The sequence below is a fragment of the Gimesia algae genome (assembly GCF_007746795.1).
GTDB classification, from domain to species: domain Bacteria; phylum Planctomycetota; class Planctomycetia; order Planctomycetales; family Planctomycetaceae; genus Gimesia; species Gimesia algae.
In genome coordinates this window covers 2,452,354-2,476,224 of record NZ_CP036343.1, presented here as the reverse complement: position 1 = coordinate 2,476,224, position 23,871 = coordinate 2,452,354, and the positions used below count along the sequence as shown (strand labels likewise).

General features: G+C 50.0%; 21 protein-coding genes. 11 read left to right on the top strand and 10 right to left on the bottom strand.

Going from position 1 to position 23,871, the window contains the following annotated elements:
- Positions 1-75: 75 nt before the first annotated feature.
- The 3 genes from tnpC to tnpA are packed head-to-tail and all read right to left on the bottom strand — an operon-like array spanning position 76 to position 2,398.
- Positions 76-1,650: an IS66 family transposase gene (gene tnpC, locus Pan161_RS08965; protein ID WP_232103241.1), complete on the bottom strand. Its 1,575-nt coding sequence runs from the start codon at positions 1,648-1,650 to the stop codon at positions 76-78.
- A gap of 44 nt (positions 1,651-1,694) precedes the next feature.
- Complete coding sequence (tnpB, locus tag Pan161_RS08960) at positions 1,695-2,057, bottom strand: IS66 family insertion sequence element accessory protein TnpB (RefSeq protein ID WP_145225997.1); 363 nt, start codon at positions 2,055-2,057, stop codon at positions 1,695-1,697.
- Positions 2,051-2,398: an IS66 family insertion sequence element accessory protein TnpA gene (gene tnpA / locus Pan161_RS08955; protein WP_145225995.1), complete on the bottom strand. Its 348-nt coding sequence runs from the start codon at positions 2,396-2,398 to the stop codon at positions 2,051-2,053. Before tnpA ends, tnpB begins: the two co-directional genes overlap by 7 nt.
- A 43-nt stretch (positions 2,399-2,441) precedes the next feature.
- Between tnpA and Pan161_RS31365 the strand changes: the two genes are divergently transcribed.
- The 6 genes from Pan161_RS31365 to Pan161_RS08925 all read left to right on the top strand — a co-directional run bounded on the left by Pan161_RS31365 (position 2,442) and on the right by Pan161_RS08925 (position 7,466).
- Positions 2,442-2,684 carry an Hpt domain-containing protein gene (locus Pan161_RS31365; protein WP_145232571.1) on the top strand — a complete coding sequence of 81 codons (243 nt, stop codon included), beginning with the start codon at positions 2,442-2,444 and terminating at the stop codon, positions 2,682-2,684.
- A gap of 395 nt (positions 2,685-3,079) precedes the next feature.
- Positions 3,080-3,238 (top strand): YqaE/Pmp3 family membrane protein, encoded by a 159-nt coding sequence (locus tag Pan161_RS08945; RefSeq protein ID WP_145232569.1) that lies wholly within the window; start codon positions 3,080-3,082, stop codon positions 3,236-3,238.
- Between the two features lie 51 nt (positions 3,239-3,289).
- The gene (locus tag Pan161_RS08940; protein WP_145225993.1) at positions 3,290-4,048 is read left to right on the top strand and encodes a TrkA C-terminal domain-containing protein; all 759 of its coding nucleotides are present in this window, start codon (positions 3,290-3,292) and stop codon (positions 4,046-4,048) included.
- 633 nt (positions 4,049-4,681) lie between these two features.
- The gene (locus Pan161_RS08935; protein WP_145225991.1) at positions 4,682-5,953 is read left to right on the top strand and encodes a sodium-dependent bicarbonate transport family permease; all 1,272 of its coding nucleotides are present in this window, start codon (positions 4,682-4,684) and stop codon (positions 5,951-5,953) included.
- 109 nt (positions 5,954-6,062) lie between these two features.
- Positions 6,063-7,046: a carbonic anhydrase gene (locus tag Pan161_RS08930; RefSeq protein ID WP_197995786.1), complete on the top strand. Its 984-nt coding sequence runs from the start codon at positions 6,063-6,065 to the stop codon at positions 7,044-7,046.
- Positions 7,047-7,154: 108 nt separating this feature from the next.
- A complete protein-coding gene (locus Pan161_RS08925; protein ID WP_145225987.1) occupies positions 7,155-7,466 on the top strand; it encodes a P-II family nitrogen regulator in 312 nt (103 codons plus the stop codon).
- A gap of 409 nt (positions 7,467-7,875) precedes the next feature.
- On the opposite strand, the gene Pan161_RS08920 is transcribed toward Pan161_RS08925, so the two are convergent.
- The gene (locus tag Pan161_RS08920) at positions 7,876-8,571 is read right to left on the bottom strand and encodes a class I SAM-dependent methyltransferase (protein WP_145225985.1); all 696 of its coding nucleotides are present in this window, start codon (positions 8,569-8,571) and stop codon (positions 7,876-7,878) included.
- On the bottom strand, positions 8,571-9,029 hold the full coding sequence (locus Pan161_RS08915; RefSeq protein WP_145225983.1) for an Rrf2 family transcriptional regulator: 459 nt from the start codon (positions 9,027-9,029) through the stop codon (positions 8,571-8,573). Before Pan161_RS08915 ends, Pan161_RS08920 begins: the two co-directional genes overlap by 1 nt.
- Positions 9,030-9,679: 650 nt before the next feature.
- Between Pan161_RS08915 and Pan161_RS08910 the strand changes: the two genes are divergently transcribed.
- Together Pan161_RS08910 and Pan161_RS08905 are read left to right on the top strand one after the other, a co-directional pair.
- Positions 9,680-11,038, top strand: coding sequence for a two-component system sensor histidine kinase NtrB (locus Pan161_RS08910; RefSeq protein WP_145225981.1), 1,359 nt, complete (start codon positions 9,680-9,682; stop codon positions 11,036-11,038).
- Positions 11,035-12,396 (top strand): sigma-54-dependent transcriptional regulator, encoded by a 1,362-nt coding sequence (locus Pan161_RS08905; RefSeq protein ID WP_145225979.1) that lies wholly within the window; start codon positions 11,035-11,037, stop codon positions 12,394-12,396. The genes Pan161_RS08910 and Pan161_RS08905 overlap by 4 nt, the downstream gene beginning before the upstream one ends.
- 47 nt (positions 12,397-12,443) lie before the next feature.
- On the opposite strand, the gene Pan161_RS08900 is transcribed toward Pan161_RS08905, so the two are convergent.
- The 4 genes from Pan161_RS08900 to Pan161_RS08885 form a co-directional block, all read right to left on the bottom strand.
- Positions 12,444-12,854: a hypothetical protein gene (locus Pan161_RS08900; protein ID WP_145225977.1), complete on the bottom strand. Its 411-nt coding sequence runs from the start codon at positions 12,852-12,854 to the stop codon at positions 12,444-12,446.
- Positions 12,855-13,181: 327 nt separating this feature from the next.
- Entirely contained in the window at positions 13,182-14,636 is a 1,455-nt protein-coding gene (locus tag Pan161_RS08895; protein WP_145225975.1) for a DUF1501 domain-containing protein, read from the bottom strand.
- A gap of 44 nt (positions 14,637-14,680) precedes the next feature.
- Positions 14,681-17,500, bottom strand: a complete 2,820-nt coding sequence (locus tag Pan161_RS08890; RefSeq protein WP_232103672.1) for a DUF1553 domain-containing protein — start codon at positions 17,498-17,500, stop codon at positions 14,681-14,683.
- 53 nt (positions 17,501-17,553) lie between these two features.
- Positions 17,554-19,029, bottom strand: coding sequence for an Nramp family divalent metal transporter (locus Pan161_RS08885; protein WP_145225973.1), 1,476 nt, complete (start codon positions 19,027-19,029; stop codon positions 17,554-17,556).
- A 148-nt stretch (positions 19,030-19,177) separates the two neighbouring features.
- On the opposite strand from Pan161_RS08885, the gene Pan161_RS30490 reads away from it, so the two are divergent.
- Positions 19,178-21,985: a sialidase family protein gene (locus Pan161_RS30490; protein ID WP_197995785.1), complete on the top strand. Its 2,808-nt coding sequence runs from the start codon at positions 19,178-19,180 to the stop codon at positions 21,983-21,985.
- Between the two features lie 110 nt (positions 21,986-22,095).
- On the opposite strand, the gene Pan161_RS08875 is transcribed toward Pan161_RS30490, so the two are convergent.
- Positions 22,096-22,575, bottom strand: coding sequence for a cytochrome c (locus Pan161_RS08875; RefSeq protein WP_145225971.1), 480 nt, complete (start codon positions 22,573-22,575; stop codon positions 22,096-22,098).
- 411 nt (positions 22,576-22,986) lie between these two features.
- On the opposite strand from Pan161_RS08875, the gene Pan161_RS31220 reads away from it, so the two are divergent.
- Both Pan161_RS31220 and Pan161_RS08870 read left to right on the top strand, forming a co-directional pair.
- Complete coding sequence (locus Pan161_RS31220) at positions 22,987-23,115, top strand: hypothetical protein (RefSeq protein ID WP_261342949.1); 129 nt, start codon at positions 22,987-22,989, stop codon at positions 23,113-23,115.
- A gap of 198 nt (positions 23,116-23,313) precedes the next feature.
- On the top strand, positions 23,314-23,835 hold the full coding sequence (locus tag Pan161_RS08870) for a HEAT repeat domain-containing protein (protein ID WP_145225969.1): 522 nt from the start codon (positions 23,314-23,316) through the stop codon (positions 23,833-23,835).
- Positions 23,836-23,871 lie beyond the last annotated feature (36 nt).

Sequence of the window (23,871 nt, the reverse complement as noted above, 5' to 3'; positions counted from 1 at the left end):
AGGAAATACACGGTCTATCAACGGGCATCGAAAGATATGCCTTTGAGAGTCATGAGTAACTGAATCACTGTCGGTTCAGCGTCGGCGGGTGTAGTGAGCTTCGGGGTGTTGCTTCAGCCATTGGTCCGGCAGCAGTTCTTCCAGACGATCGGAGGCGTGATCGGTTATCCGACTCAGCACATCTCTCAGATAAGCAAACGGTTCTACTTCGTTTGCTTTGCAACTGGCCATCAGACTGTAGTGCACGGCGGCGGCCTCGCCGCCCCGATCACTGCCGACGAATAGATAATTCTTCCGGCCAATAGCACAGGGACGCAAGGTGCGTTCGGCCAGATTGTTGTCAATCGACAGAATGCCCTCTGTACAATACCGCGTAAAACCGGACCAACGACTTAACAGATATTGAATCGCCGCTGCCACCGGACTTTTCGGCAACAGACTGCGCACGGTTTCCGTCAACCAGTCACGGAACTGTTCCAGAATCGGTAACGCCTTTTCCTGTCGTAACTGCCGGCGGTGCTGCCAACAGCGTTCACGACCCTCCGGCTGTGGCAGATCCGACTTCAACTCGTCGGCTTCCCGTTCAATCGCGTATAACTGTTGAATAAACAATAATGCCCGATGGGCGGCTTCCGGCTGCACGGTCCGCGCATCGTAAAACTTACGTCGCGCATGCGCCCAGCACAAGACCTGCTGAATCCTGCCTGACCGGTATAGTTCTTCATAGCCGGCATACGCGTCTGCCTGCAGATAACCGCAAAAGTGTTCTAAAAACGCCTGGGGACCGGCGCGCTCCCGGTTCGGTGTGAAATCATAGACCGAATACGGGTGCGCGGCATCGCCACAGTAAACCCAGAACCGGCCGGTCCGCGTGCGGGAAAGCCGTTGGTCCTGGACGGGAATCGTCGTGTCGTCCGTATGCACGACATGCGACTGTAAAACCCGGTTCTTCATCAGATCGGTTAACGGTTGCAGTAATTCCGCGGTTTCCAGTACCCAGCGGCTCATCGTGCTCCGTGAAAGCTGCACGCCGTTCCGGCTGAGAATCGATTCATGACGATACAGGGGGAGATGGTCTGAGTATTTCCCCACCAGGATCGTTGAGAGCAGGCCGGGCCCGGCAAAGCCTTTGGCAATCGGCCGGGCAGGAGCTGGAGCCAGCGCCACATGCTCTTCACACTCCCGGCACGCGTATTTGAAACGTATGTGTTCGATCACTTTCAGGCTGGCGGGAATGAATTCCAGTTGTTCGTGGCTGACCTTTCCGATCCGCTGCCGTGTCTGGTCACAGCAGGGACAGCGTTTTTCCGATTCGGTCAGGTCATGTTCTACCCGTTCCCGGGGTAGATGATCGGGTAGCTTGTTGCGGCCGCCGCCACGACGGCGATGTGCGGAAACCACAGTGGGAGGAGGTTCATCGTCCTCAGGATCGGCTGTTTCCTCCAGGGTATCGGGTTCGTCAAACAGACTCATTTGATTGGGGGCGATCTTTTCAGAACGGGCACCAAAGCGTTGTCGCAGCAGCCGATCAATGAAATGTTTGAGTTGCTCGACTTCCCGCTGTTGCTCTCCCACGGTCTCACCCAGTTTATGAATCATGTCATGGCAGGATTGGACGTCGTTCGGCAGTGAAGATCGTTTCTGGTTCATGTCCCACGTCTTAACATAATCGTTATCAGGCGGGAACTGTTTTTTTATGAAGTCGATGCTTTTTCTGAAATCTGATAGCGTTTTCTGCGCTGCACGCTGGTCAGGTCGATGCCCTGCAGCAGGAGTGCCAGATCGGTAGAGGACAGTTGCAGGCCGTGTATGCCCTCCGGGCTGGAGAGACGCTGGTATGTGCCCGCTTCCAGCCGCTTGTACCAGATGGCCAGACCATCGTGGTCCCAGTACAGCAGCTTGATGCGATCCTGTTTTTTGTTGAGGAACACAAACAATCCCCCGTCGAGTACGTTTTGCTGCAGGTAGACTTCGGTCATTCGCAGCAGGCCGTCAAAACTTTTACGCATATCAGTGGGGACCGTGCAGAAATAAATGCGGGTCGGCAGATTCAGCATGCGCGCTGCTCCAATGCGGCGAGCACGGTTTCGAGCGTGGTCCGATCACAGCCGTTACCGACGCGAACCGTGGTGCCATGGGAGAAGACGATTTCAATCGACGTGGCAGGGAGATGGACTTCAACGGGCAGAAAGGAAGCTGCAGCGGTTTTCGCGGCATCGCGTTTTTTCAGTTCCCGCCGCCAGTAGTGGTAAGCTGGTTCGCTGAGTCCCTCACGCTGACAGAAGGCACGGATCGAGAGTCCGGACTGCAGTCGGTCTGAAAGGGTTTGTCGCCAGAACGCTTCACGGTTCGGGTTCCGTCGCTGGTCGGCACGCGGGGTTGGCTGGGATGCGGACATCGCTTTTGCTCCTGAATATGCTGGTGATTGAAACACATTCAGAATACGATACACGTCAAGGTGTATTTGGTGGGCCGGTTACGAAGAACTGACGCGGGCAGCACACAGTCTGAAAGGACTTTGTGCCAACTTTAATGCTTATCCAGCAGTCGAAGCAGCAAAAACAATCGAGGACTACGGCCATCAGGGAAAATTGCTGGAAGTACCTCCTGCGATCCCCTTGCTTGAGTCAGAGGTCGCTCGACTAAGTGAGGAACTTTCCGCCTGGAAGTCTGAGAATTCCTGATTGACACACGGTCGGGCTGATTTTTATCGAGTCAGAATCTCCTCACCCTGTAGTTCTGAACTGCGGGATCTGCATTCAAACCGGTTGCCATGCTGCCAGGGTCGCGCTCCATTTCCGGTGTTTTCCAGTTCAAAATCTTAAAAAAACCCTTGCTTTTCACGGTTGTACAGTTTGTGTTCACATTGTCGTGGGATTGGTATGGGATGTGCTTTCTAACTCTACCAAGTCACATTGAAAATTTGATCCGGAAGTGAATCTGAATCGTTTTTAAACTAATGTGAAATCAGAATCCGTTTCAAGTGCCGTCCCAGCAGATTGTACTCTGCCTCTCAGAAAGGAAATAGAATATGTCAACTCAGTACCCTCAACACGTTCAGCCTCAGTCCTCTACTTTCATGGATGTTTTAAGAATTATCCTGGCAATCATTTTGCCACCAGTGGGAGTATTAATGCAGGTCGGACTGGGAATGCATTTCTGGTTGAATATTGTCTTGACTCTGTGCGGTTATATCCCCGGGCTTGTCCACGCCGTATGGGTCATTGCGAAAAAATAACGGCACCGTAGGTCATCCCTTTCAATTTAAAAGAATGAATTTTGTAGAAACATGTTTGCAATCATTTCACTGATAGTGATTATTGTCGTATCGATCATTGTGGTTCGAGTGGCGACAGTGGCGTTAACGTTGACAGGACTTTCCACTCCACTGGCACGATTCCAGGCGAGGTCTGCTTTTACCAGTACAGGCTTCACAACCACTGAGACGGAAAAAGTCATGCGTCACCCTGTTCGTCGCCGGATCATTATGACGCTGATGATTCTGGGAAACGCGGGAATTGTAACGGCCATTTCTTCTCTCATTATCTCCTTTGTCGGGGCTGAGTCGAGTTCAACTCTCTGGGTCCGCATTGCTCTTCTTGCCGGTGGTTTATCACTCCTGTGGATGCTTGCTTACAGCGAATGGATTGACCGTCATATTTCCAGAATTATTCAGAATGCGCTGCAGCATTGGACTGATCTTGAAATTCGAGATTATGCGGGGCTGCTACATCTGACGGGAGACTACATTGTGGTGGAGCTGAATGTTAACCCGGACGACTGGCTTGCTGAAAAAAAACTGACTGAACTCAAATTGGATTCTGAAGGGATACTGGTACTGGGGATTGAAAAACCGGACACAAGCTACATCGGTGCTCCCAGGGGTGAGACACATCTGGAGATCGACGATCGCGTCCTGCTTTATGGAAAAGCCGATGTGTTGAGAAACCTGGATGAGCGACGTTCCGGAGCTGCCGGTAACTGGGAACACCATAAAGCGGTGGATGAACAGAAACGCAGCGAACAGGAACAGGTCTCTCAGATCTAGAACGCATCACATTTAACCATAGCGTCTCTCAATCTAATATCCTCGGTCCAAATGGCCCTGGAGATGCTACAGTAAAACAGGGCTCAGTCTTAAATGACCTATTGATGTCTCTAAGGGCATCTACAGCTGGTCATGCATAGCTTCCATGTAGACAGATCCTATCAGATCTTACCGAGCCCATTTGAGCTGAACATTCTGAATTCACCTCAGCAGAAAAATATTCACATGCGTTATCTGCCATTGCGCTCGTTATTTAGTTCAAGCTGTTGTCTTTGATTGGGGTGTGTTTAGCGGGCGGCAAAGATCGTCCAATCATTCACTCGTCTGTTCTGCACAGGATTGCATTCAGGGTGCAGTATCTTGCATGGGTTTGCGTGCGGGATCGAAATGATTCGCGTTTTTTTGGTCCGGGAACTGATACGAAAATAAAATATTTCTAATGAAAACAGCTGCATTTCAGGGAGTAATTGCATCTGGAGACAACGTGATCAATAAATTGATTCTGCTGGTATGCTGATTGCATTAGGGAAAGTTGTTTATTTCATGTTCGCAATACTGAGTGAATTACACTGCTGTTAAATTCCTTGTTCGGTCAAAGTCCCGACAAGACCTGCCACCCTGAGGAGCACTGGATTGTTAGAAGAGTTCATTCATAATTTTGCTCATAATCTTTTCAAACCTTTGCTTCTGTTTTTCTATATGGGTTTTTTGATTCCAATTCTGAAAGTGCCATTTGAATTTCCGAAAGCCGTGTATCAGGGTTTGACGCTTTACCTGTTGGTAGCAATTGGCTGGCATGGTGGTGAAGAGTTGGCTTCGCTTTCTCTGTCTGAGTTTGGTCAGGCTCTGGGTTTTATGGCGATTGGCTTCGTAACGAACCTTTGTATTGGTCTTATCGCTTATTTCATTTTACGACGTACTACAAAGTTGCGTCAGGTTGATGCGGCTACGGTGGCCGGATTTTATGGGTCTGACTCTGCAGGTACTTTTGTGACCTGTCTGGGAGTGATTGCTGCTGCCAACATCGCCTATGCTGCTTATATGCCTGTCATGTTAGCCGTGATGGAAATTCCGGGCTGCCTGGTTGCCCTGTATCTTGTATCGCGTTTACGACAGAAAGGCATGGACCCTCAGGGGAATATGCCCCATGAAGCTGGCTATCAGCCTGCCATCCAGCCTGCATTGGCTTGGGAGGGAGCAGGCAGTAGTGGGGAATTTACTGTCGACGAAGAAGGCAAGCCGCTAACTCGAGATGGGGGAAATTCCACTTATAGTCATACTTCCGCCGCTGTTGCTGAGAAAACGCAAACGGTCACTGCCACAAAGCGTGAACTGGCCGCTGAACTGGATAGGGAGACGGAAAAACAACCGGTTTTCAGTAAAGAACTTCTGCATGAAGTCTTTCTGAATCCCGGGCTTTACCTGCTGTTTGGCGGGATTATCATCGGATTTCTGGGGAGACTGCAGGGGGAGGCTGTCACGCGGGCAGACGATACTCTGTTTGTTAATATTTTTCATGGCATGTTATGTCTGTTCCTGTTGGAAATGGGGATCACAGCCTGCCGTCGTTTACAAGACCTGAAGACCGCAGGCTGGCGATTCATCATGTTTGGTGTCCTCGCTCCTAATGTCTTTGCAATAACAGGAATTCTGGTTGCCCATGCCTACAGTCTCGTTCTGGGGCAACCATTTGGCCTGGGGACTTATGCACTTTTTGCCGTTTTGTGTGGGGCAGCATCCTATATCGCTGTGCCAGCTGTGCAGAGACTCGCCATCCCCGAAGCCAGCCCCACGCTGCCTCTGGCAGCATCACTGGGGCTCACGTTTACTTACAATGTCACCATCGGTATTCCCGTCTACATGTTGGTTGCACAGGTGGTCATGAAAACTTTTCCAGTGGCATGACCATGATCGCTCTGGCTGGAACGTCCTGAGATCCAGCCAGAGCATGTTTTTAAAACTTGTGATTACTTCTGAAATGGATCTAAACAAAACCTGTGGCAAGGAGATGCAGATGGTTCCTTTCACTTTGAAACATACATGTCAATGTATGAAAGAAGCCTTGAATCATGGCAATATGGAATTTGTTGAATTACTGAGAAGTGAACATCAGCAAATGCAGATTTCAAAAACAGATACTGATTCCGAGAGTCAAACAGAAACACGGATCGCAAAAAATTATCTTGAACCACTGGGATTACCAGGAGAAATACCACCTCAACTTCCCAAGGCTGCGGTGCTGGCTTGCTCTGATGCTCGTGTTCCTGTACTGGAGTTGTTCCAGCAGCAGCCAAACCAGATATTTGAAGTTCAGTTAGAAGGGAATGTCGCTTCTACGGAGTGTTTGGGAAGTATTACCTATGCTGTAGAGCATTTTCCCACTGTCGAGGGGGTTGTTGTCCTGGGGCATACCGGCTGTGGTGCAGTTTCAGCTGCCGTCGATCAGTATTTGAATCCCAGGCCGGATACGACACCGGCAGACAATACGATTCGCTCACTGATTAGTTCAATTACACCATCGGTTGAAATTGCGGCATCAGCTTTATCTTCCAATCCGGACTTATTACAGGGGCGTTTACTGCGTGAATCACTGGATCGAACTCGATTGATTGATACTTCCATCTTTGTGAATGCGGCGGTAATGGCCTGGAAAATCCAGGAATATGTAAAGCGTTTGTCGCGTAAAGTTCCAGTCTGGTATGGCATATACGACCTGGCGTCCTGCCGTATCTTACATGTTGATCTCGAACACCGGGATGGTTCTTTATTGTTTGGTCTGGGGAACGCACCGGGAGTGATTGATTTAAATGATGTGGCAAAGTGTCTGTCACTCTATTTGAAAAAGATGAATACATTTGATGCAGCCCGGTTTGCAAGCAATGGACTTAACCGGAATACAGAGGAGGTGTGGGAGAGACTTTCCGGAAGAAATGATTCTTCTGCAGCCGTTCAGAAAAATAAATTGAACAGGGAAAATACCAGCAGACTTCACCAGTGAATGAGTGGCTTGGAAAGTGGTGCTGCTCCATTGCATTCAGTTTGACAATCCACTCATTCATTTTATTGATACATCCAGGTTGAACTTACGCTCACAGGAAATAGTGACATGGCTACGACAGTAGAATTGGCAAAAGTGATTATCATCACTGAGACTCATTTCGAACAGGAGATGTTAAATAAATTTCGTGAACTGGGTATCAAAGGATTTACATGTATGAACTGCTGGGGGCAGGGGCATCACCAGGTATATGATGAACCATTTATTGGCCACTCACAAACCAGGATCGAAATCATTACAACAGCTGAAATTGCGGAATCCATTATTGATTATTGTCGTCAGCCACGTTTCGAAACACACGCGATCACTGCTTATCTTGAGTCCGTTCGCGTTCGTGATCCCGGAAAGTTTATTGCCTGAATCAGGAATCATCTTGTGATCAAATCGGTTCCAGTAAATGGTTGTCTGAAAGCGTGTTTGATCATAGTAATGAGGAGCTGTGTTCCGTCGTGCTGGTTTTCTGAGTTTAATCAGTTGCGCATGACCAATGCCTATGCAAGTGGGATGTTCCGTTTAGTCTTCAACAGGAGTTAACGTAGTTTGCCAGTCACCTTCATGTGCTTACTTTGGCGGGTAGCTAGCATGATGGGTGACTGGCAACTGCGTGATTTCTGTCAATTGATCTGAGCTTCACGGCGGGCACGTTTCTCTTTTCTCAACAGCGATCGGCTTGCTCATTTCTGCCTGTCAGTACTTTGGCAGGTGATACGCTTTCGGTCTCAGATAAAGGCCGATGGTCTCGCTGTAACAGGGACCTGACTAAATCACCTCAGGCATATGCCACCCAGCCTCGAAATGTAAATCCGGCGTAGAACAGGCTGACGTTCGAGAATCCTGCTTCTCGCAAGATTGCTTCGTCTTGCTCCGGCATGAGTATTTTCAGATGTGATTCAATTGTGGTACGGGCAGTATTCACATTCTGGGCTTCGACTCCGGAGCTGACAGCGAAGGCAGCGTATCGCGACAGCCATCTGGCCCGCTCTGCTTCATCTTTATAATGTGGAATACTCAAGTGAACTACCACGAAAGGCGATCCAGGGCGCAATCGGCGGCGAATTTCGACTGCTACACGTCGCCGCTCTTTCCGTTCTATGAAGTGCATGGTTAAGAGGCAGGTCGCCGCATCAAATGGACCTTCCGGAGCGACGTCAATCTCCCCCTGATGCAATCGGACACGCGATGCAAGCGGTCCCAAAGTTTGCTCGGCAAGTCGGATCATTTCAGCTGACGGGTCAACTCCGTCGAAGATCCAACTCGGATAAGCTTGCGCAAATGTTCGTAACTCCAATCCTCCGCCTGCTCCCAGGACGAGCACACGACCTCTTTCCGGTACACACTCAGCCAGGAGGAGACTCGCCATGCGCTGCATATCAGCAAACCCTGGGACAATCCGCGGGGGACCTTCCGCATAGTTAGCGACAACGCGCGCATCAGAGAAGGGGGATTCAGTTGGGTCAGGCGACATCAACGTGCTCCGTGACATCGGGATGAACTTCCACGTGTAATGAATCGCGCGTGATAGTCGGCACTCAAATTGGACAGCGTTATTTCAGCAAAGCGGGAGAGCAGCAGCTCCTCAGCATGTTTAAATGTCTGTTGGAGAGCGGCATTTACTGCTTGTTCCACCAGGCAGCCCGGCGATTCAGTACGATTGCCAATGGCAAGCAGCGAAGGGCTGCCCAGCGCGTCATAGATATCCCGCAGTGTTAATTTTGATGGGTCACACGACAGAGTCCAGCCACCGCCATGCCCTTTTTCTGATTGTACATACCCCCGCTCCCGGAGACCTGCCATGGTTCGTCGGATGACCACCGGATTAGTGGCCATGATCCTGGAAAGGTCTTCGGACGTGATAGGACTCGTCTGCTCAGCCATGTGGAGCAGGATGTGAAGCACACCGGATAATTTGCTGCCGCGTTTCATGTAACATAATGTATTACATGAAGCGTATCAATGTCAAGGCTTCATCACTCTCGGGAAGCTGTGTTCCCGCACCGGGCAGTTGAAAGGCGAATCACCAGAGAATTGTCATAACCAAGAACGAACGATTATGAAAAGTTCTCAACGATTGGCGCACTTTTTGATACTTTGGATTCTTAACAGATCGTTGCTTTCCAAAAGTATGTTTTTGATGGATTTAAAAATTCCCAAGTCGATCATTCTTTGTTTTTTCAGGCGATCAAGTCTCCTTTGGAGATCGCAAAGCGGTCCAGATTGAACACAAGTCTTTTCAGGGGCTATGACTGTTACTTGAATAACAGAGTTGGTTTTGATTGTCGGTATAACCTTTAACTCTCGTTGTTATTTCATGTGAAATCCTGAAATGGATTATTTTTTTATTAACGGTCCATGCAAACAACTGCATGTCACCTGCAATAAATTGCAGAGTGGTGAGTCAAGTAGGACACCGTTTTTAAATGATTGAGAAATTAAAAACGGTGAGTATAATATTTTGTATACAAAAGGGTTGCGTCTGATTTGTTTCAGACGCACAGTGGTTCTCAGTGGGTTTAGAAGTATACGCATATATCAACGCTTGAATGATTAAAGTGGGGAGGCCAGAGATCCTATAGATGTTTCATGTCTACGAGACGCGTGTCAGTCGCGGTTTTCAACTGGCGATTGGTGGTCTGACCATCCTGAGTCTGACAGGACTGATTGTGACACTTTGGATTCTCGCGGATTTCCAACATGAACAGGAAATTGTAGCGCATATCATTCGAGATCTGCCTGACAGTGATCTGGCTGTAGCGCGTGAACTGGCGGGGGAATTAAGATTTCAGTCACAGTTATCAATCCTGCTGGTGCTGAATATCTGTGTTACGGCTGTTGCTCTGGCTTTGCTGGTCCGCGCCTATCTGAATAGTGAACGTTCTTTACGTGAGGTCAAGGTTTTGGCGAGCGACGTGCTGGCCAGCATGGATCAGGGAGTCCTGACGACAGATCCAGAAGAAGTCATCACCAGTATCAATCCGCGCGGAATTGAGTTGCTCGGGCTACATGGTAATGTTATTGATCAGCCATTATCTGTGGTTGGGATTGAGCATACGCTACTTTCGGTGATCTGCAGTCATGTCAATGCGCATCATTCTCCCGTCAGAGATTGTGATTATACGATTACCACTCAGGGGCATGAGCAGACTCTCCGGGCGGGTTGCAGTTTACTGAGGAACGAACAACAGGAAGAACTGGGGGCCGTCATCCACGTTCGTGATGTCACAGAGCGTGCTTTGATGGAACAGAGACTGCGACGTATGGAACGTTATGCAGGCCTGGGTTCACTTGCTACAGGACTGCAACACGAAATTAAAAATCCACTGAGCGCACTCTCTCTGCATGTTCAACTGTTGGATGAAGCTCTGATGGGCCAGACAACCAGCCCGGAAGTCAATGAAACGCTCGGAGTGATCCATACCGAAATTATACGGTTGACTGCTGTCCTGGAAGGATTTCGCGACTATGCCTCCATGTCTGAGCCGGGACGTTCAGACGTTGATTTAGCTGTCTTGATCAAAAAATTAGCGAGGTTCATGAGTCCACAGGCGGAACAGCAACACGTAAAAGTGGAAGTGAATCTTACAGAGGAATCCCTCCCTGCGATCAAAGCTGACTCTGTTCACATGGATCAGGTGCTCCTGAATCTGGCACTGAATGCGATTCAGGCTATGCCTGACGGAGGGACGCTTTCAATCGGTTTGCAGCAAGAAGGGGAATGGCTTCGCATCAAGGTGACCGATACTGGTAACGGGATTCCCGCCGAGTTTCGTGATCGCATCTTTGACCCCTACTTTACAACCCGTAATGAGGGAACCGGCATGGGACTTGCTCTATGTGAAAAGATTGTAAGACAGCATGATGGTACCATTGATTTGAAGACGGGTGCCGGTGGAACTACTTTTTCTGTGATCTTGCCAATAAACGAGAAACTATGAACTCTGATGGATTTGGAATACTTATCATTGATGATGAACCCAATATTCGTTCGGGGCTGGCAAAAGGTTTAGCTCGCGAAGCCGATGTACTGGAGACTGCACAAAATGCGGAAGAAGGGCTTGCTAAATTCCGCGAAGGTTTTTTTCAACTGGTCATTGCAGATGTTCGCTTACCGGGGGAAATGGACGGGTTGGAACTGATTGATCAGATTCTACGGATCCGTCCCCAAACAACAGCGATTGTCATTACGGCACACGGAACCGTGGAAACAGCGGTGAAATCCATGCGTCTGGGAGCATTTGACTTTATCACCAAGCCTCTGGATCTGGACCTCATTCGGCATCAGGTTCGCAAGGCGCGAGAGCATCATCGTTTACAGATTGAGAATCTGGAATTAAGGAATCGACTTGTTAATGCCGGTGAAGTTTCCAATATCATTGGGAACTGCGCTGCGATGAATGATGTGTTTCAGCAGATTCGTCAGGTGGCAGGAACCGACGCGACGATTCTGATTCAAGGGGAAAGTGGCACGGGGAAAGAGCTGATTGCCCGGGCCGTACATGATTTAAGCGATCGCTGCAGTGGTCCTTTTATTGCCGTCAATCTCGGTGCCATGCCCGAAACTCTACTTGAAAGCGAATTATTCGGTCACGAAAAAGGGTCCTTCAGCGGTGCTACCCGTCAGAAGCCAGGCTGCTTCGAGCAGGCTCAGGGAGGTTCTCTGTTTCTGGACGAAGTGACAGAGATGCCAGCCAAAAGTCAGGTGGATTTACTCCGGGTTCTGGAAACGCAGCAGTTCATGCGGGTGGGTGGCGAAGAAATATTTATCAGTGATGCTCGTATTATTTCTGCGACCAACAAATCGGTTGAACCACTGATTGAAGACGGCTCGTTTCGCGAGGATCTGTTTTATCGATTGAATGTGATCCCGATTCATATACCGGCCTTACGCGAACGCAGAGATGATATCCCCCTGCTAATCGAGCATTTCCTGACGCACTTCTGTCAGAGACATAACCGTCCCTTGAAGCAGGTTTCCCCCGAGTCCATGCAGAAGTTTATCACGGCGCGCTGGCCTGGGAATGTACGACAGCTTCGCAACGTCATTGAACGACTGGTTGTAACTCTGCCGGGGGAAATCATTCACGCGACAGATTTACCCGTCGAATTGAATCCCGATTTGTCTTCTGCATCGGTTCCCGTAAAAACACTTGTGGAAGTAACCGAAGAAGCAGAGAAGGCAGCCATTACTGCGGCTCTGGCTTCCTGTGATTATCATCGTGAAAAGACAGCTAAACTGTTAGGCGTCAGTGTGCGGACGCTACACTATAAAATGAGCCGCTACGGTTTACATTGAACGTCTGCTGCTGTTCTGTGTTGATGCTCTCAGTTCAGCAAGGTACGTCACATTTCCGTCTGTCGAATTGACTCGATTGATGTCTGTCTGGCTGGAACAGAGATATTAACAAACCAGTCTTGATGGGCAGTTGATTTAGAAACGCCTGCAGCGGAAGTGATATTCTGCTCTCGATCCAATTTCATTTGAGCAAGTTCCTCACACAATTCGTCTACCCGGATTACCTGCTCGGGATCTGTTTGCCAGTTTAATTCACTGGTGGCTTCAATTAATTCCTGGGTAACCGGGTGGTTTTCAAACACGGTGCGTTTTCGCGTCAGCGGTCTTCCCTCCGCATCGACTTGGATCAAATTGTTGCAGAGCAACAGGGATCCGGTAAAAAAAATAACAAGCATAACGCACAAAGCAGGGGGGCTGAGCAGTAAAGAATTCAACCACGAAGTAACACGTTTAAGCATGGTGCCTCCTGTCGGTTCCGAATCAATTGTGTGTGAAACTGCCTGCTTTTTCGCTGCTACGTTAAATTGGTTGTGTTTGTCCCGAATTGGGACTTTAAATATGATAATCGACAACTGTCCTGACTCTGAAAGAATCAGGTTAGAGAGGGTTTTCTATGATCCTAACGTTTTGGATTAGGAATGCTAATTAATTGTGAGAATATTTTAAGAATTGTTTTAAGACAACATTTTGCCAGATGTGATAGAGGCAAATCGTCTGGGTACCACTTGAGTAAATCGAGATTCCGTCTGGCTTCGGACGGGCCTGCTGTGTCTGAGTGGGTTTGGTTAAGCCAGGATACCTCGAATGACCTGGGGGTCATTCCCCACTCCGGTCAGACGTTCTTTCAGGCCATTGCGTGAAATAAACAGTTCTTCGTGGTTTAACCCCAGCAAATGCAGCATGGTGGCGTGCCAGTCAGGAACACTGACGCGGTTCTCAACCGCAGCGAAGCCCAGTTCATCGGTGGCGCCCCAGACCAGGCCTTTTTTCATACCGCCACCGGCCATCCAGGTACACAGTGCATTTTTGTTGTGATCGCGACCAGATTTACTGGCATCTTTATTCGCAGCCAGTTGGGCAATGGGTAAACGCCCCATTTCGCCACCCCACATTACCAGTGTGTCATCCAGTAAACCACGTTGTTTCAGGTCCTGAAGTAATGCTGCCACCGGTTGATCAGTTCTTTGGCAGGCTTTCTTCAGGTTGGCTGCGATGGAGCTGTGCGTATCCCAGATCTGACTGTTGATGAAGAGTTGTACGAACCTCACGCCTCGTTCTACCAGACGTCGGGCAATCAGGCAGCGACGGCCATAAGACTCTGTCACCGGTTGGTCAATACCATACTGTTGCTGGGTCTCCTGGGTTTCCTGTGACAGATCAAGGGCATCGGAAGCCGCGATCTGCATGCGGGCAGCCAGAGCATATGACGAAAGCCGCGCTTCCAGTTGATGATGGTGTGTCCGTTTTCGCTGATGGATTCGATCCAGGCGGGTAATCAGATCGCGTTCGAGTTGCGTGACTGCAGAAGGTTGTTCGTAATCGGGTTTGAGGTTTAGTACGGGAGAACCGGTGGCGCGAAAGCGTGTGCCCTGATGTTGTGCCGGCAGAAATCCGGCCTGCCAGTTTTCAATCCCGTTTACAGGAAGACCACGTGGATCATCCAGAACGACATAGGTGGGCAGATTCTGATTCTCATTTCCCAGTCCATAAGACACCCAGGCCCCCAAGGCTGGATGCCCCGTAAATTCACTCCCTGATTGAATTTTGTAAAGCGCTGGTTCATGGGTTAAATTGGTTGTATACATAGATCGGATCATGGTGATTTCATCGACCTGCTTCGCCAGGTGAGGCATGATATCCGAGACCCACATACCCGATTCACCATGTTGTTCGAACTTGAACGGGCTGCGCATGATCGCGCCTGCCTGCGCAGGGAACTCAACTTCACCGGCGATTTTTTCAAAATAATCCTGGCCATGGTGTTTGTCCAGATAAGGCTTGGGATCAAACAGGTCCATCTGGCTGGGACCGCCGTTCATAAATAAATGAATCACTGACTTGGCGCGGGGCCGATGTTGGGGACCGAACACGGGAGTCTGACGAACTGGTTTCGGTTTTTTCTCTGCGTACAGATCCTGTTGCAGTAACCAGGTCAGGGCGGCTCCCTGTAAACCGGTGGAGACCTGCTGAAAAAAACTGCGTCGAGGAATTGCTCTTTGAACAGAGGCTTCAGAATTCATAAGACAAAACTTTCTACTGCAGTATTATGGATCAACAGACTCAATCAATCGATATATTGAAATTCGGCCAGATTGAAGATCGCGTGGCAATAATTGGCCAGCGATTTTAGAGCTGCTTCGTCCGCTCTGGTTGCTGGGTTTGCTTTCAACCATTCCTGATTCAATGCATTCATCGTCTCGATAGCAAGGGAAATTTCTTCCTGGGATGCCTCCCGACCGAATGCCTGCAGGTAGATCTGTTGCACCTGATCAGCCGGACTCTTGCCAGCCCGACTGCGGATTTTTGCAGCGAAGTCAGTCGCCAGTCGATGAATCATCTGATCGTTCAATAAGTGTAACGCCTGGGGCGCCACCAGTGATTCGCCGCGTCGAATACAGTTCGGGCCCATCTGTGGATAATCAAAATTTTCCAGCAACGTTGGTATCTGTGTGCGGCGTTGTAATACATAAATACTTCTTCTCCAGCCCTGATCGGAAGCTTTAGATGTTACCAGACCATCACGGCGCACATCGACCGGATCTGCAGGACCATAAGGAGTTTCGTCCAGTTGGCCTGACAGGTAGAGCAGTGTATCCCGCAGTACCTCACCTTCCATCCTCTTCAAAGGCATCCGCGAGAGCAGGCTGCCATCGGGGTCTCTGCGCAAAGCCTCATCCGACACCGCTGAGGTCTGCCGATAAGTCTCGGAGGTCACCATCAGTCGATGCAAGGCTTTGAGGCTCCAGCCCTGCTGGACAAATTCAGTTGCCAGCCAGTCAAGTAGTTCCGGGTGAGTAGGGCGTTCTCCGGCCCGTCCAAAGTTCTCGGGTGTCTTGACAATTCCTCTACCAAAATGATGCATCCAGATACGATTGACCATGACCCGCGCGGTCAATGGATGATCCGGCTGAGTCAGCCAGCGTGCAAACGCCAGCCGTCTGCCTCCCTTGTTTTCCTGCTGACCGGACTTTGAAATCACATCCAGCGGATTTTGTCTGGCAGAGAGTACGGCGGGCACCCCGGGGTCGACAGGTCGTCCAGGCGTGAGATAGTTTCCACGTTTAAGAATATAACTGGGGGAAGGGGTGCCCCGCGACCAGAGTGCGCGAATCCGCGGTTGAGGCTGTCTTCTGGCTACCACCGCTTTGATCTGTTGCTGTAACTGATCACATTTCTGTTTATATTGCGGATCAGCTTCCTCTAAAGACTTGGCCTGTTTCTCGATCTGCAGCTTCTGTGTCTGCTTTGTCAGCTTGGCAATTTCCTGCTCGATCTGCTGCACTTTCGCAGCCAGTTCCTGCTCCCGTTGATGATATTTGTCGCGCTCTTCCTTCGGGATGTAAGAGAGTGTCCGTGGTCCCTGCGATTTGAGCCAGTTGTGTTCATCATAGGCTTCTTTGAAAACCGCAGTCAGCCGATAGTAATCGCGTTGAGGAATGGGATCAAATTTATGAGAATGACAGCGGGCACACTTGATTGTTAATCCCAGCACAGCCGAACCCAGGATATCCATCTCGTCTGCAATCACTTCCAGGCGATCCGGGACAAAGTTTGTGATGTCCGCAAACGTGCGGTCGGGAGCGGTCCGCAGAAATCCTGTCGCGACGAGACAGTCGTAAACTTCCGGTGTGATTTTACCCGACTGGTAATCGACCAGCTCATCACCGGCGATCTGCTCGATCAAAAAACGGGAATAAGGCTTGTCTTCATTCAAGGCCCGAATTACATAATCACGATAGCGGTACATGTGGGGCCGCAGTTTGTCTTCATTCTGTGCACCTTCTGAATCGGCATAGCCAGCGGCATCCAGCCAGTGCCGTGCCCAGCGTTCGCCATAGCGACGGGAAGCGAGCAGACGATCCACCAGTTTTTCATAGGCACGCGGATCCGTATCATTGAGAAACTGCTCGATGTCCTCAGGCTGCGGAGGCAGCCCGGTCAGATCAAAACAGAGTCGGCGAATTAAAGTTCGTCTGCTGGCGGCAGGAGACAGGCTCAGCCCATTTTTTTCCAGACGGTGTAAAATAAAAGCATCGATCGGATTACGGACACGGTCCTGCCCCTCAACTTCTGGTGGCTTCGGCTGTACGGGGGGCTGAAATGACCAGAATTTCCGATCAGCCTCCGTTACCAGTGCTTCTGCCTCACTTCGCGGCGCTTCTATTTCCGGTAATTTCAGCGCAATCCACTGCGAAAGCAGTTCCCGTTCGTTGGCCTGCATCGGTTTGACGCTGGCAGAGACCAGCTTGCGCGGCGGGGGCATTTCGCCTGCGTGAATCCGTTTGATCAACAGGCTGTCTGACGGGTTGCCCGGAACGACAGCCGGGCCGGATTTTCCTCCTTTCACAATGGAGGCTTTCGTGCGCAAATCCAGACCAGCTTCTTTGCGACGACCCCCATGACAGGCAACACACCGCAAATGAAGCAGAGGTATAATGTCGTGCTGTGTGACAGTAGGCGCTGTTTTGACTTTTTTACGAAAGTGGGCACCCGCGTTCAGCCAGTGACGCAGTTGCTGTCGTTCCTTATTACTGAGATGCTTTTTCTCATCGGGGGGCATTTCTCCCGCGTCGATCATCTGAAACAGCAGACTGGCGTCTGCGTCTCCCGCCTGGATAACCCGCCCTGACTCACTCCCTTTCAGGAGGCTCTCGGGCGAACTCAGATCCAGTCCCGCTTTTCTGGTTTTGACATTATGACAACCGAGGCATTTCTCCTCGAAGATCTTTTGAATCCTGCTTTCATAAAACACAGGTGTTTGCGGGCTGGGTTTCTCAACAGCGGCAGAGAGAGAGGGAAGAGTAGCGCAGAACAGGATCGCTAACAAAACCGTTCGCTGGAAAAAAGGTGTGCAATGTTCTCTGGTCGATGCAAGTGGCTTCACAGTTGGAATCTCCATGATCCAATGAGCACGCTCTTTGTACAGTACAGTCTGGCTCATCTCAGCGATAAATACAAGTCCCAAAGCAGAGCCAGTGACAGACATCCGTAACAGATCGCACACAAAATCAAAGCACCGCGCCGCCAGAGGTGAGGCTGCAGTTCTTTGGGAAGCAGCGTTGAGTTTACAATCAAAATCTGTACCGCAGCGATTGCCAGTACCGGCCCGGCGACGGCTCCCAGAATCTTGAACAGGGACAGCGCATGTCCCCAGTTCACAGCCAGCAGGCCCCAGATCGTGGCAAGCAACAGGAAAAAGTAATACAGCCGGCTGATACTCATTCTGCGACGTTCACGTACCTGCGGACTGGCCACCCAGACGATATCGGTCACTGTACGAATCAAAACATCGGTATTGCTCAAGTGAGTCGACATCAGCACCCAGAACCCGTTCAACAGCGCCATCCACCAGAAACCTGACCAGAGATGTTCCGCCATGTAGCGGGCCTGGAATGCACCTGCCGCCATGTGATCCATCTCCGTATGCTCCGGAATGACGGCTGTCGCCAGATTGACGTTCAAAAACATACCGACCAGACAACCCATGCCCCAGAGCCAGATCTGGTCTGCCGACACATACTTCCACCAGGAACGCCAGTGTTTCAGATTCTCGTCCGTGATGGGAAATACCTGACCGGTTGCGGACAACTGTACTTCACTGTGGCTGAAGGCACTCGAAATCGACCCAACCCTGCTGCCCATGCCAAAGCCTTTATCGCGATACCAGTTGGTGATCACCAGATTGCCGATGCCTCCGGAGCCTGCGGTCGCAGCAAAGGCTGCCAGTAATAAGATATCGATATCCGCGGGGATTTGACCAATCTGAAAGAATCCGCTCAACGTTTTCAGCCAGTGTTCGAGTGGAACGAAGAGGACATTCACAATGATCAGGAACGAAAAAATGAATGCGATCATCGCCCAGGAAAAATATTCCAGCATGCGTTCGATCGTCTTGCCGCTAAGCAGAATGCCCACCGTCACCAGGATCACAACATAAGTTAAATAGCTGAGGTACGTGGCATCACCTTCGCCGGCGATATGACCGGCAAACGCGGCAAACAGTACGGAAGCACAACCCGCTGCCAGCGCGGGAACCCCCAGTTGGGCAATGGTGGCGAAGATATAACCGCTGGCCCAGAAGCGGGAACCGGGGCGTAATCGCATGATTCCCACCAGAATCGGCTCGCCCGTATAAAGTGTGTACCGGATCGCTTCCAGGTTAAACAGCAACTGCAGCACAATCGCAACTGTGGCGATCCACAGAATATCCAATCCGTACTTGACCGTAATGGTCGGTCCGACGAGCCATTCACCTCCCCCAATGGAACCCGCCAGTAAAATTGCTCCCGGACCAATCGTGCGAAATAAATTGCGAAGTGTAAAGGGAGGCGGCGCGGGCAGATCGCCGGTCGTCCACGATGGCAGACTGCCGCTCGAAGTTGCCTGTGATTCCTGATTTGAATTCGTGCTCATCACCTCTTACTTTTCTCTGCAGACCACTCAAAACGCTTTATCTCGACACGTCTGACTGTTCGAAAACTGCTCGACTGCGCATAATTAATTACGTTATAACAGAGACCTGCATTTAATTCATTGAAAACTATAGAAAAGAATGACTCCCATGAAATACGCGCTCGGATTCACTGTCCACTTCTTTCTGATTGTCTCACTGTGCACTGCTGCGGAACCCCTGGTTCCTGCGGGCTGGGATGCTGCGCTTGCCGGAGATCAGGTTCTGGAGCGGCTGATCCCAGTCACAGGCAAACAGGTAAAGGGGGCTCACGATGCGGAAATGGTCTTGTGGGACGATCACGCCTTTATTGTTGCTGAGGTCAATGATACCCGAGCCGGTGAAAGTGCCGGCTGGCCTGAAATCTATTGTGCGATGTCGATCGTAAATCTCAAGTCGTTAAAAGTCGAAGCCGTCATTCCCTTCGCACGCAGCAGTCAGAAGTACGAAAATGAAACATTGCCCGTCGGTGCCTGTTTTGTTCCCCGGATTCTCCAACACGATGAAAATACCCTGCGTTGTTTTTTCGCCAGTGAACAACCCGGCAAACGTCAGGCGCAAACCTGGTTTGTCGACTTCAATCTTTCTACGCGTGCATTTGAAAACAAAATACAGAAGCTCAAACTGAAGATAGCCTCCGGTACCTTTGACATGCAGCCACAGTATTTTCATTCAGATGCCGTTGCAAGCGGATTCAGGAAACCAGCAAAAGATTTCGGACTCTATCTGTTTGATTCCTTCAAGAACTGGGGAGACCAGACTTATATCGCAATTAATAATTTTGCGGGAAAACAGAATGCACTCGCTCGCATCAATGATCAGCATGATACGATTGAAGTACTCGGGCATTACAACGAACCTCAGTCCGCACAACTGAGCGAGTCGGCCATTAATCGCCTGCCGGATGGTACCTGGATGGCCATCTGTCGCAATGATGGCGGCGATCGCAATTACTATTTCACTACCAGTCAGGATGGTCATAACTGGATAGAGGGAACACCAGTCACTGCCGTACCCAATGGCACGAATTCGAAACCAACTTTCGACAAATTTGGTGACGTGTATTATCTGGGCTGGCAGGAAGCGACCCGCATTGATGGTGTGAATCGCAGTGTCTTTAACATCGACGTATCCCGGGATGGAAAGACGTGGCAACGTAAGTATCGGTTCGAAACACCTCAGTCTTTTCAATATCCCACATTCGCTGAGTATGAGGGGGCCATCTGGCTCTGCGTCACACAGGGAGATTCTTCGCCCAGCCGCAAAGAACGGATCATGTTTGGCAAACTCGAAGAGACGGGCGTTTTTGCTTCTCAAGCGGGCATGCAACGAAAGGAAAAACCTAAACCGGTTGTCCAGCCTGCCGTCATGCAGCCGGGCGTAGAGCTGTTTACCGATCGTCAATACAGACTCCAGGAAGTTCCTGAATTATTAAAAGGACTGAAGTTCCTCAAGACAACGATTGAAGGGTATGAAGCGGTTTGTAGTGATGCGGGAACTCTGTACGCCCTGACTCCTGCCCGACGGCCAGGAGCGGCGAGTCGAGAACTCGATCTGATTCGACAGGGATTTGAAAAAGTGAATCTCCCGGAATTCCCGCTCTTTCCGGGTGAAATCAATCGGGTGACTACCTGGCGAAAACAGGTAAAACAAGGGGAGCATCTGCGGTTTCAGAAACTGGTGTTACTCGTAATGGGGGCTGGCACAAGCGTCGAAGTAACTGAAGCGACTCCCAGGTCGAAAGAAGAGAAACAGGCTGAGATTAAAAATATGGAACGGCTGGCCGATCTGGCATTGGTTCCGCCCGTTGTGAATACTTCACCGCTGCCTGAATATGATTCTGACAAACTTGATTACGGGATGACGATTGGCATCGAAAGAACGCCTGGCGGGCGGCTCTGGGCCTGCTGGGTGGCGGGTGGCGACAGTCCCAAGGCTTTTTTTGTACTTGCCTCCAGTGATGATGACGGGGCAAGCTGGTCGCGGCCGCGTGTGGTCCTTGATTCCCATTCGCCGGATCATCCCATTGATCGCAGTATTCTGGTTGGCAATCTCTGGACCGATCCCCTCGGGCGGCTATGGCTGATTTTTGATCAATCACTGCATATGTTTGATGGCCGGGCCGGGGTCTGGGCGACGGTTTGCGAGAATCCGGATGCAGAAAACCCTGAATGGTCCAAACCACACAGGATCTGGCATGGAGTCACTTTAAACAAGCCAATAGTGCTGTCCCATGGAGAGTGGATGCTGCCGATCTCGCTGGATCAGCGCAGCGGTTTCGGTCCGTTTAAAGGCTGCTTTAAAGAACTGGACGCTCAGCGTGGTGCGAATGTCTTCGTTTCGACCGATCAGGGAGCCACCTGGCAACACCGTGGTGCGGCAGTATTTCCTGACCCGGACTGGCACGAACATATGATCGTCGAACGCAAGGATGGTTCTCTCTGGATGCTGGCGCGGACCCGAAAAGGGATTATGCAGACCACTTCCACAGACGGCGGTCGAACCTGGGCGACTCCTTCATTGCCTCCACAAATCCGTCAGCCTAATGCGCGATTCCATATCCGTCGACTGGCATCAGGCCGATTGTTGCTCATCAAGCATGGAGAAAAGATTGACTCCCATCAGGGACGCGTGCAGTTAAGCGCCTGGTTGTCAGACGACGATGGTTTGACCTGGCAGGGCGGGCTGGTGATAGATGAGCGAAAAGGAATTTCATACCCCGATGGTTTTCAGGCGCCGGATGGATCGATTTACATTTCGTATGATCGTAATCGGTCCACGGATGGCGAAATCTTACTGGCGAAATTTACCGAGCAGGATATCCTCGCGAAAAAACTGGTGTGCCCGCAGTCCAGGTTGAAGCAGCTCATCAGTAAAGCAACTCACGCGGAAAAAGAGACAAAGCGGACGCCTGAGTAATCTGCATGATCTGGCAGGTTTAGTCTGCATGAAACAGATCGTGCAAATACCGCCTGCTGCCCGGTGAAGGCAGACAGGCGGTAATGAATTATCTGGGACCGGTTTTGAGATCAGGGTTTCAACTGATGCTTGCCGTCTGCAAACTGCTGATGGCAGGCATTACAGTTTTTCAGCATGGATTGATAGTGCATTTGAGCTGCTTTAAAATCTTTTGCTTTCGCTGATTTATAAAGCTGACCACCTGCTTTACGTACCTGAACACTATGAGCGTCCCACTCTGTACGGTTTTTTCCGGGATCATGCAGGAGTAACAGATTGCCCCCTTCTGCGAGAATCAGAGAGTCGGTTTTGATCGTTTTCCAGGCATTTCTGTCGGCAGGTTCTGCAGCCATCGCCCGTTTGAGTCGTTTGTAAGTGGGTTGGAAAACGTATTCCATAAACTCGTGCATATCCGGCTCAACCGGTTCGCCTGTATCTTTCTTCTCGTTTGCTGGTTCAGCCTGCACGGAAGAAGACGAATTAAATGCCAGTATTATGCCGACCAACAGGGTGAAACAGGCGGAAATGATCAGTCTTATATTCAAATTCATTATGGGCGTTCCTTGAAGTGGGTGGATTACAGAAAAATTCAATTGTTGGTTTGTAATATCTGCTCGTGATTTACGCAGCTTTAAATGAGCAGAATCTGAAGATACAGATAAGTCTGCGTGCTGCATGCTTTGTAAGCCTGACTTTCGAGACGATTACGCTGAAGCAGGTTTAAGGTCTAAAAAATCAGGGATGCCGGGATCAACAGGTTCAAGGTCAGGATGCATGTGCTCAACAGGTGACTGAAATCCGCTGGCAGAAGAATTGGTGAAGACGAATGTATGGTCGTGGTCTTCCAGGACAACACTGGGGAAGAGAGGGTGTGAATGCCAGCCAGAGGGGAGTGATCGATTTTGAAAAGGCGGGTGGAACAACTGTATGCGTTGAGCCAATTGTTGTCCCAGAAGTCTTTCATGGCTGTGCCCCCAACGCAGCGGAAGACTGAGCGTAAGAAGCAGGAGCGGAAAAACCAGAAGTCTGTTCAATCGATGTGGCATGCCGTTTACCGGATTACATTGTCAGCGTACGATTATTCTTATTAAGTAACCATCTGCCTGATTGTAATGACTCAACGGGGATACAGCAATCATTGCAAACTGTGATACGGTGATGGATTCTGGGAGATCTGTATTCGCATTCCAAACAGGAAAGAATCGTGTATTTTTGATTCGAAAAATGTTATAATACCGCTTGTTGTAGTTTTCAGTATTTTAACTGTCTAATCAGCAGGAGAAACGGTGATGACCGATAAACCATATCAGACAGAATTCGCAGATCCTCAGGTTGCTGAATGGATCAGTCAGCTTGACAGTTCAGACAGTGAATTGCGCCAGGCCGCACGAAAGAGTTTGACAAAACTTGGCAAGCCAGCGGTCCCTGCATTGGCGGAAGCATTGGGAAGTGCTTCCGAAATGCGGCGCTGGGAAGCAGCCAAATCGCTTGAAGCCATCTGCGACCCGGCTGCAGTGCCTGCATTAGTAGAAGCTTTGACAGATGATACCAGTGTGAAATGGGTAGCCGGCGATGCGTTGATCGCATTAAACGAAAAGGGGGTGCCAGAGATTCTGCATGCATTAATCAAAGATCCCGCGGAGTTCAGAGATGGTGCCTGTTTTGTATTGCATCATCTGGCTTCTGATAACGAGGATTTGCAAGACATACTGACTCCTGTTGTGCATGCCTTGAAATCACTGGATTCGTCCATGACCGTTCCCATTCAAGCGCTTGACGCGCTCTCCAAACTTTCGGCAGTTGATTCCTGACATATCTGATTTTCAATTCAGATTCGTTTTCATTTT

Bases quoted from the DNA above. Each gene is read 5' to 3' on its own strand.
- Pan161_RS08920 (WP_145225985.1), bottom strand. From the start codon at position 8,571: ATGTCGCCTGACCCAACTGAATCCCCCTTCTCTGATGCGCGCGTTGTC.
- tnpA (WP_145225995.1), bottom strand. From the start codon at position 2,398: ATGTCCGCATCCCAGCCAACCCCGCGTGCCGACCAGCGACGGAACCCG.
- tnpB (WP_145225997.1), bottom strand. From the start codon at position 2,057: ATGCTGAATCTGCCGACCCGCATTTATTTCTGCACGGTCCCCACTGAT.
- Pan161_RS08905 (WP_145225979.1), top strand. From the start codon at position 11,035: ATGAACTCTGATGGATTTGGAATACTTATCATTGATGATGAACCCAAT.
- Pan161_RS08900 (WP_145225977.1), bottom strand. From the start codon at position 12,854: ATGCTTAAACGTGTTACTTCGTGGTTGAATTCTTTACTGCTCAGCCCC.
- Pan161_RS08930 (WP_197995786.1), top strand. From the start codon at position 6,063: ATGGTTCCTTTCACTTTGAAACATACATGTCAATGTATGAAAGAAGCC.
- Pan161_RS08915 (WP_145225983.1), bottom strand. From the start codon at position 9,029: ATGAAACGCGGCAGCAAATTATCCGGTGTGCTTCACATCCTGCTCCAC.
- Pan161_RS08870 (WP_145225969.1), top strand. From the start codon at position 23,314: ATGACCGATAAACCATATCAGACAGAATTCGCAGATCCTCAGGTTGCT.
- Pan161_RS08885 (WP_145225973.1), bottom strand. From the start codon at position 19,029: ATGAGCACGAATTCAAATCAGGAATCACAGGCAACTTCGAGCGGCAGT.
- tnpC (WP_232103241.1), bottom strand. From the start codon at position 1,650: ATGAACCAGAAACGATCTTCACTGCCGAACGACGTCCAATCCTGCCAT.
- Pan161_RS08925 (WP_145225987.1), top strand. From the start codon at position 7,155: ATGGCTACGACAGTAGAATTGGCAAAAGTGATTATCATCACTGAGACT.
- Pan161_RS08875 (WP_145225971.1), bottom strand. From the start codon at position 22,575: ATGAATTTGAATATAAGACTGATCATTTCCGCCTGTTTCACCCTGTTG.
- Pan161_RS08945 (WP_145232569.1), top strand. From the start codon at position 3,080: ATGGATGTTTTAAGAATTATCCTGGCAATCATTTTGCCACCAGTGGGA.
- Pan161_RS31220 (WP_261342949.1), top strand. From the start codon at position 22,987: ATGGCTGTGCCCCCAACGCAGCGGAAGACTGAGCGTAAGAAGCAGGAG.
- Pan161_RS08910 (WP_145225981.1), top strand. From the start codon at position 9,680: ATGTTTCATGTCTACGAGACGCGTGTCAGTCGCGGTTTTCAACTGGCG.
- Pan161_RS30490 (WP_197995785.1), top strand. From the start codon at position 19,178: ATGAAATACGCGCTCGGATTCACTGTCCACTTCTTTCTGATTGTCTCA.
- Pan161_RS08940 (WP_145225993.1), top strand. From the start codon at position 3,290: ATGTTTGCAATCATTTCACTGATAGTGATTATTGTCGTATCGATCATT.
- Pan161_RS08895 (WP_145225975.1), bottom strand. From the start codon at position 14,636: ATGAATTCTGAAGCCTCTGTTCAAAGAGCAATTCCTCGACGCAGTTTT.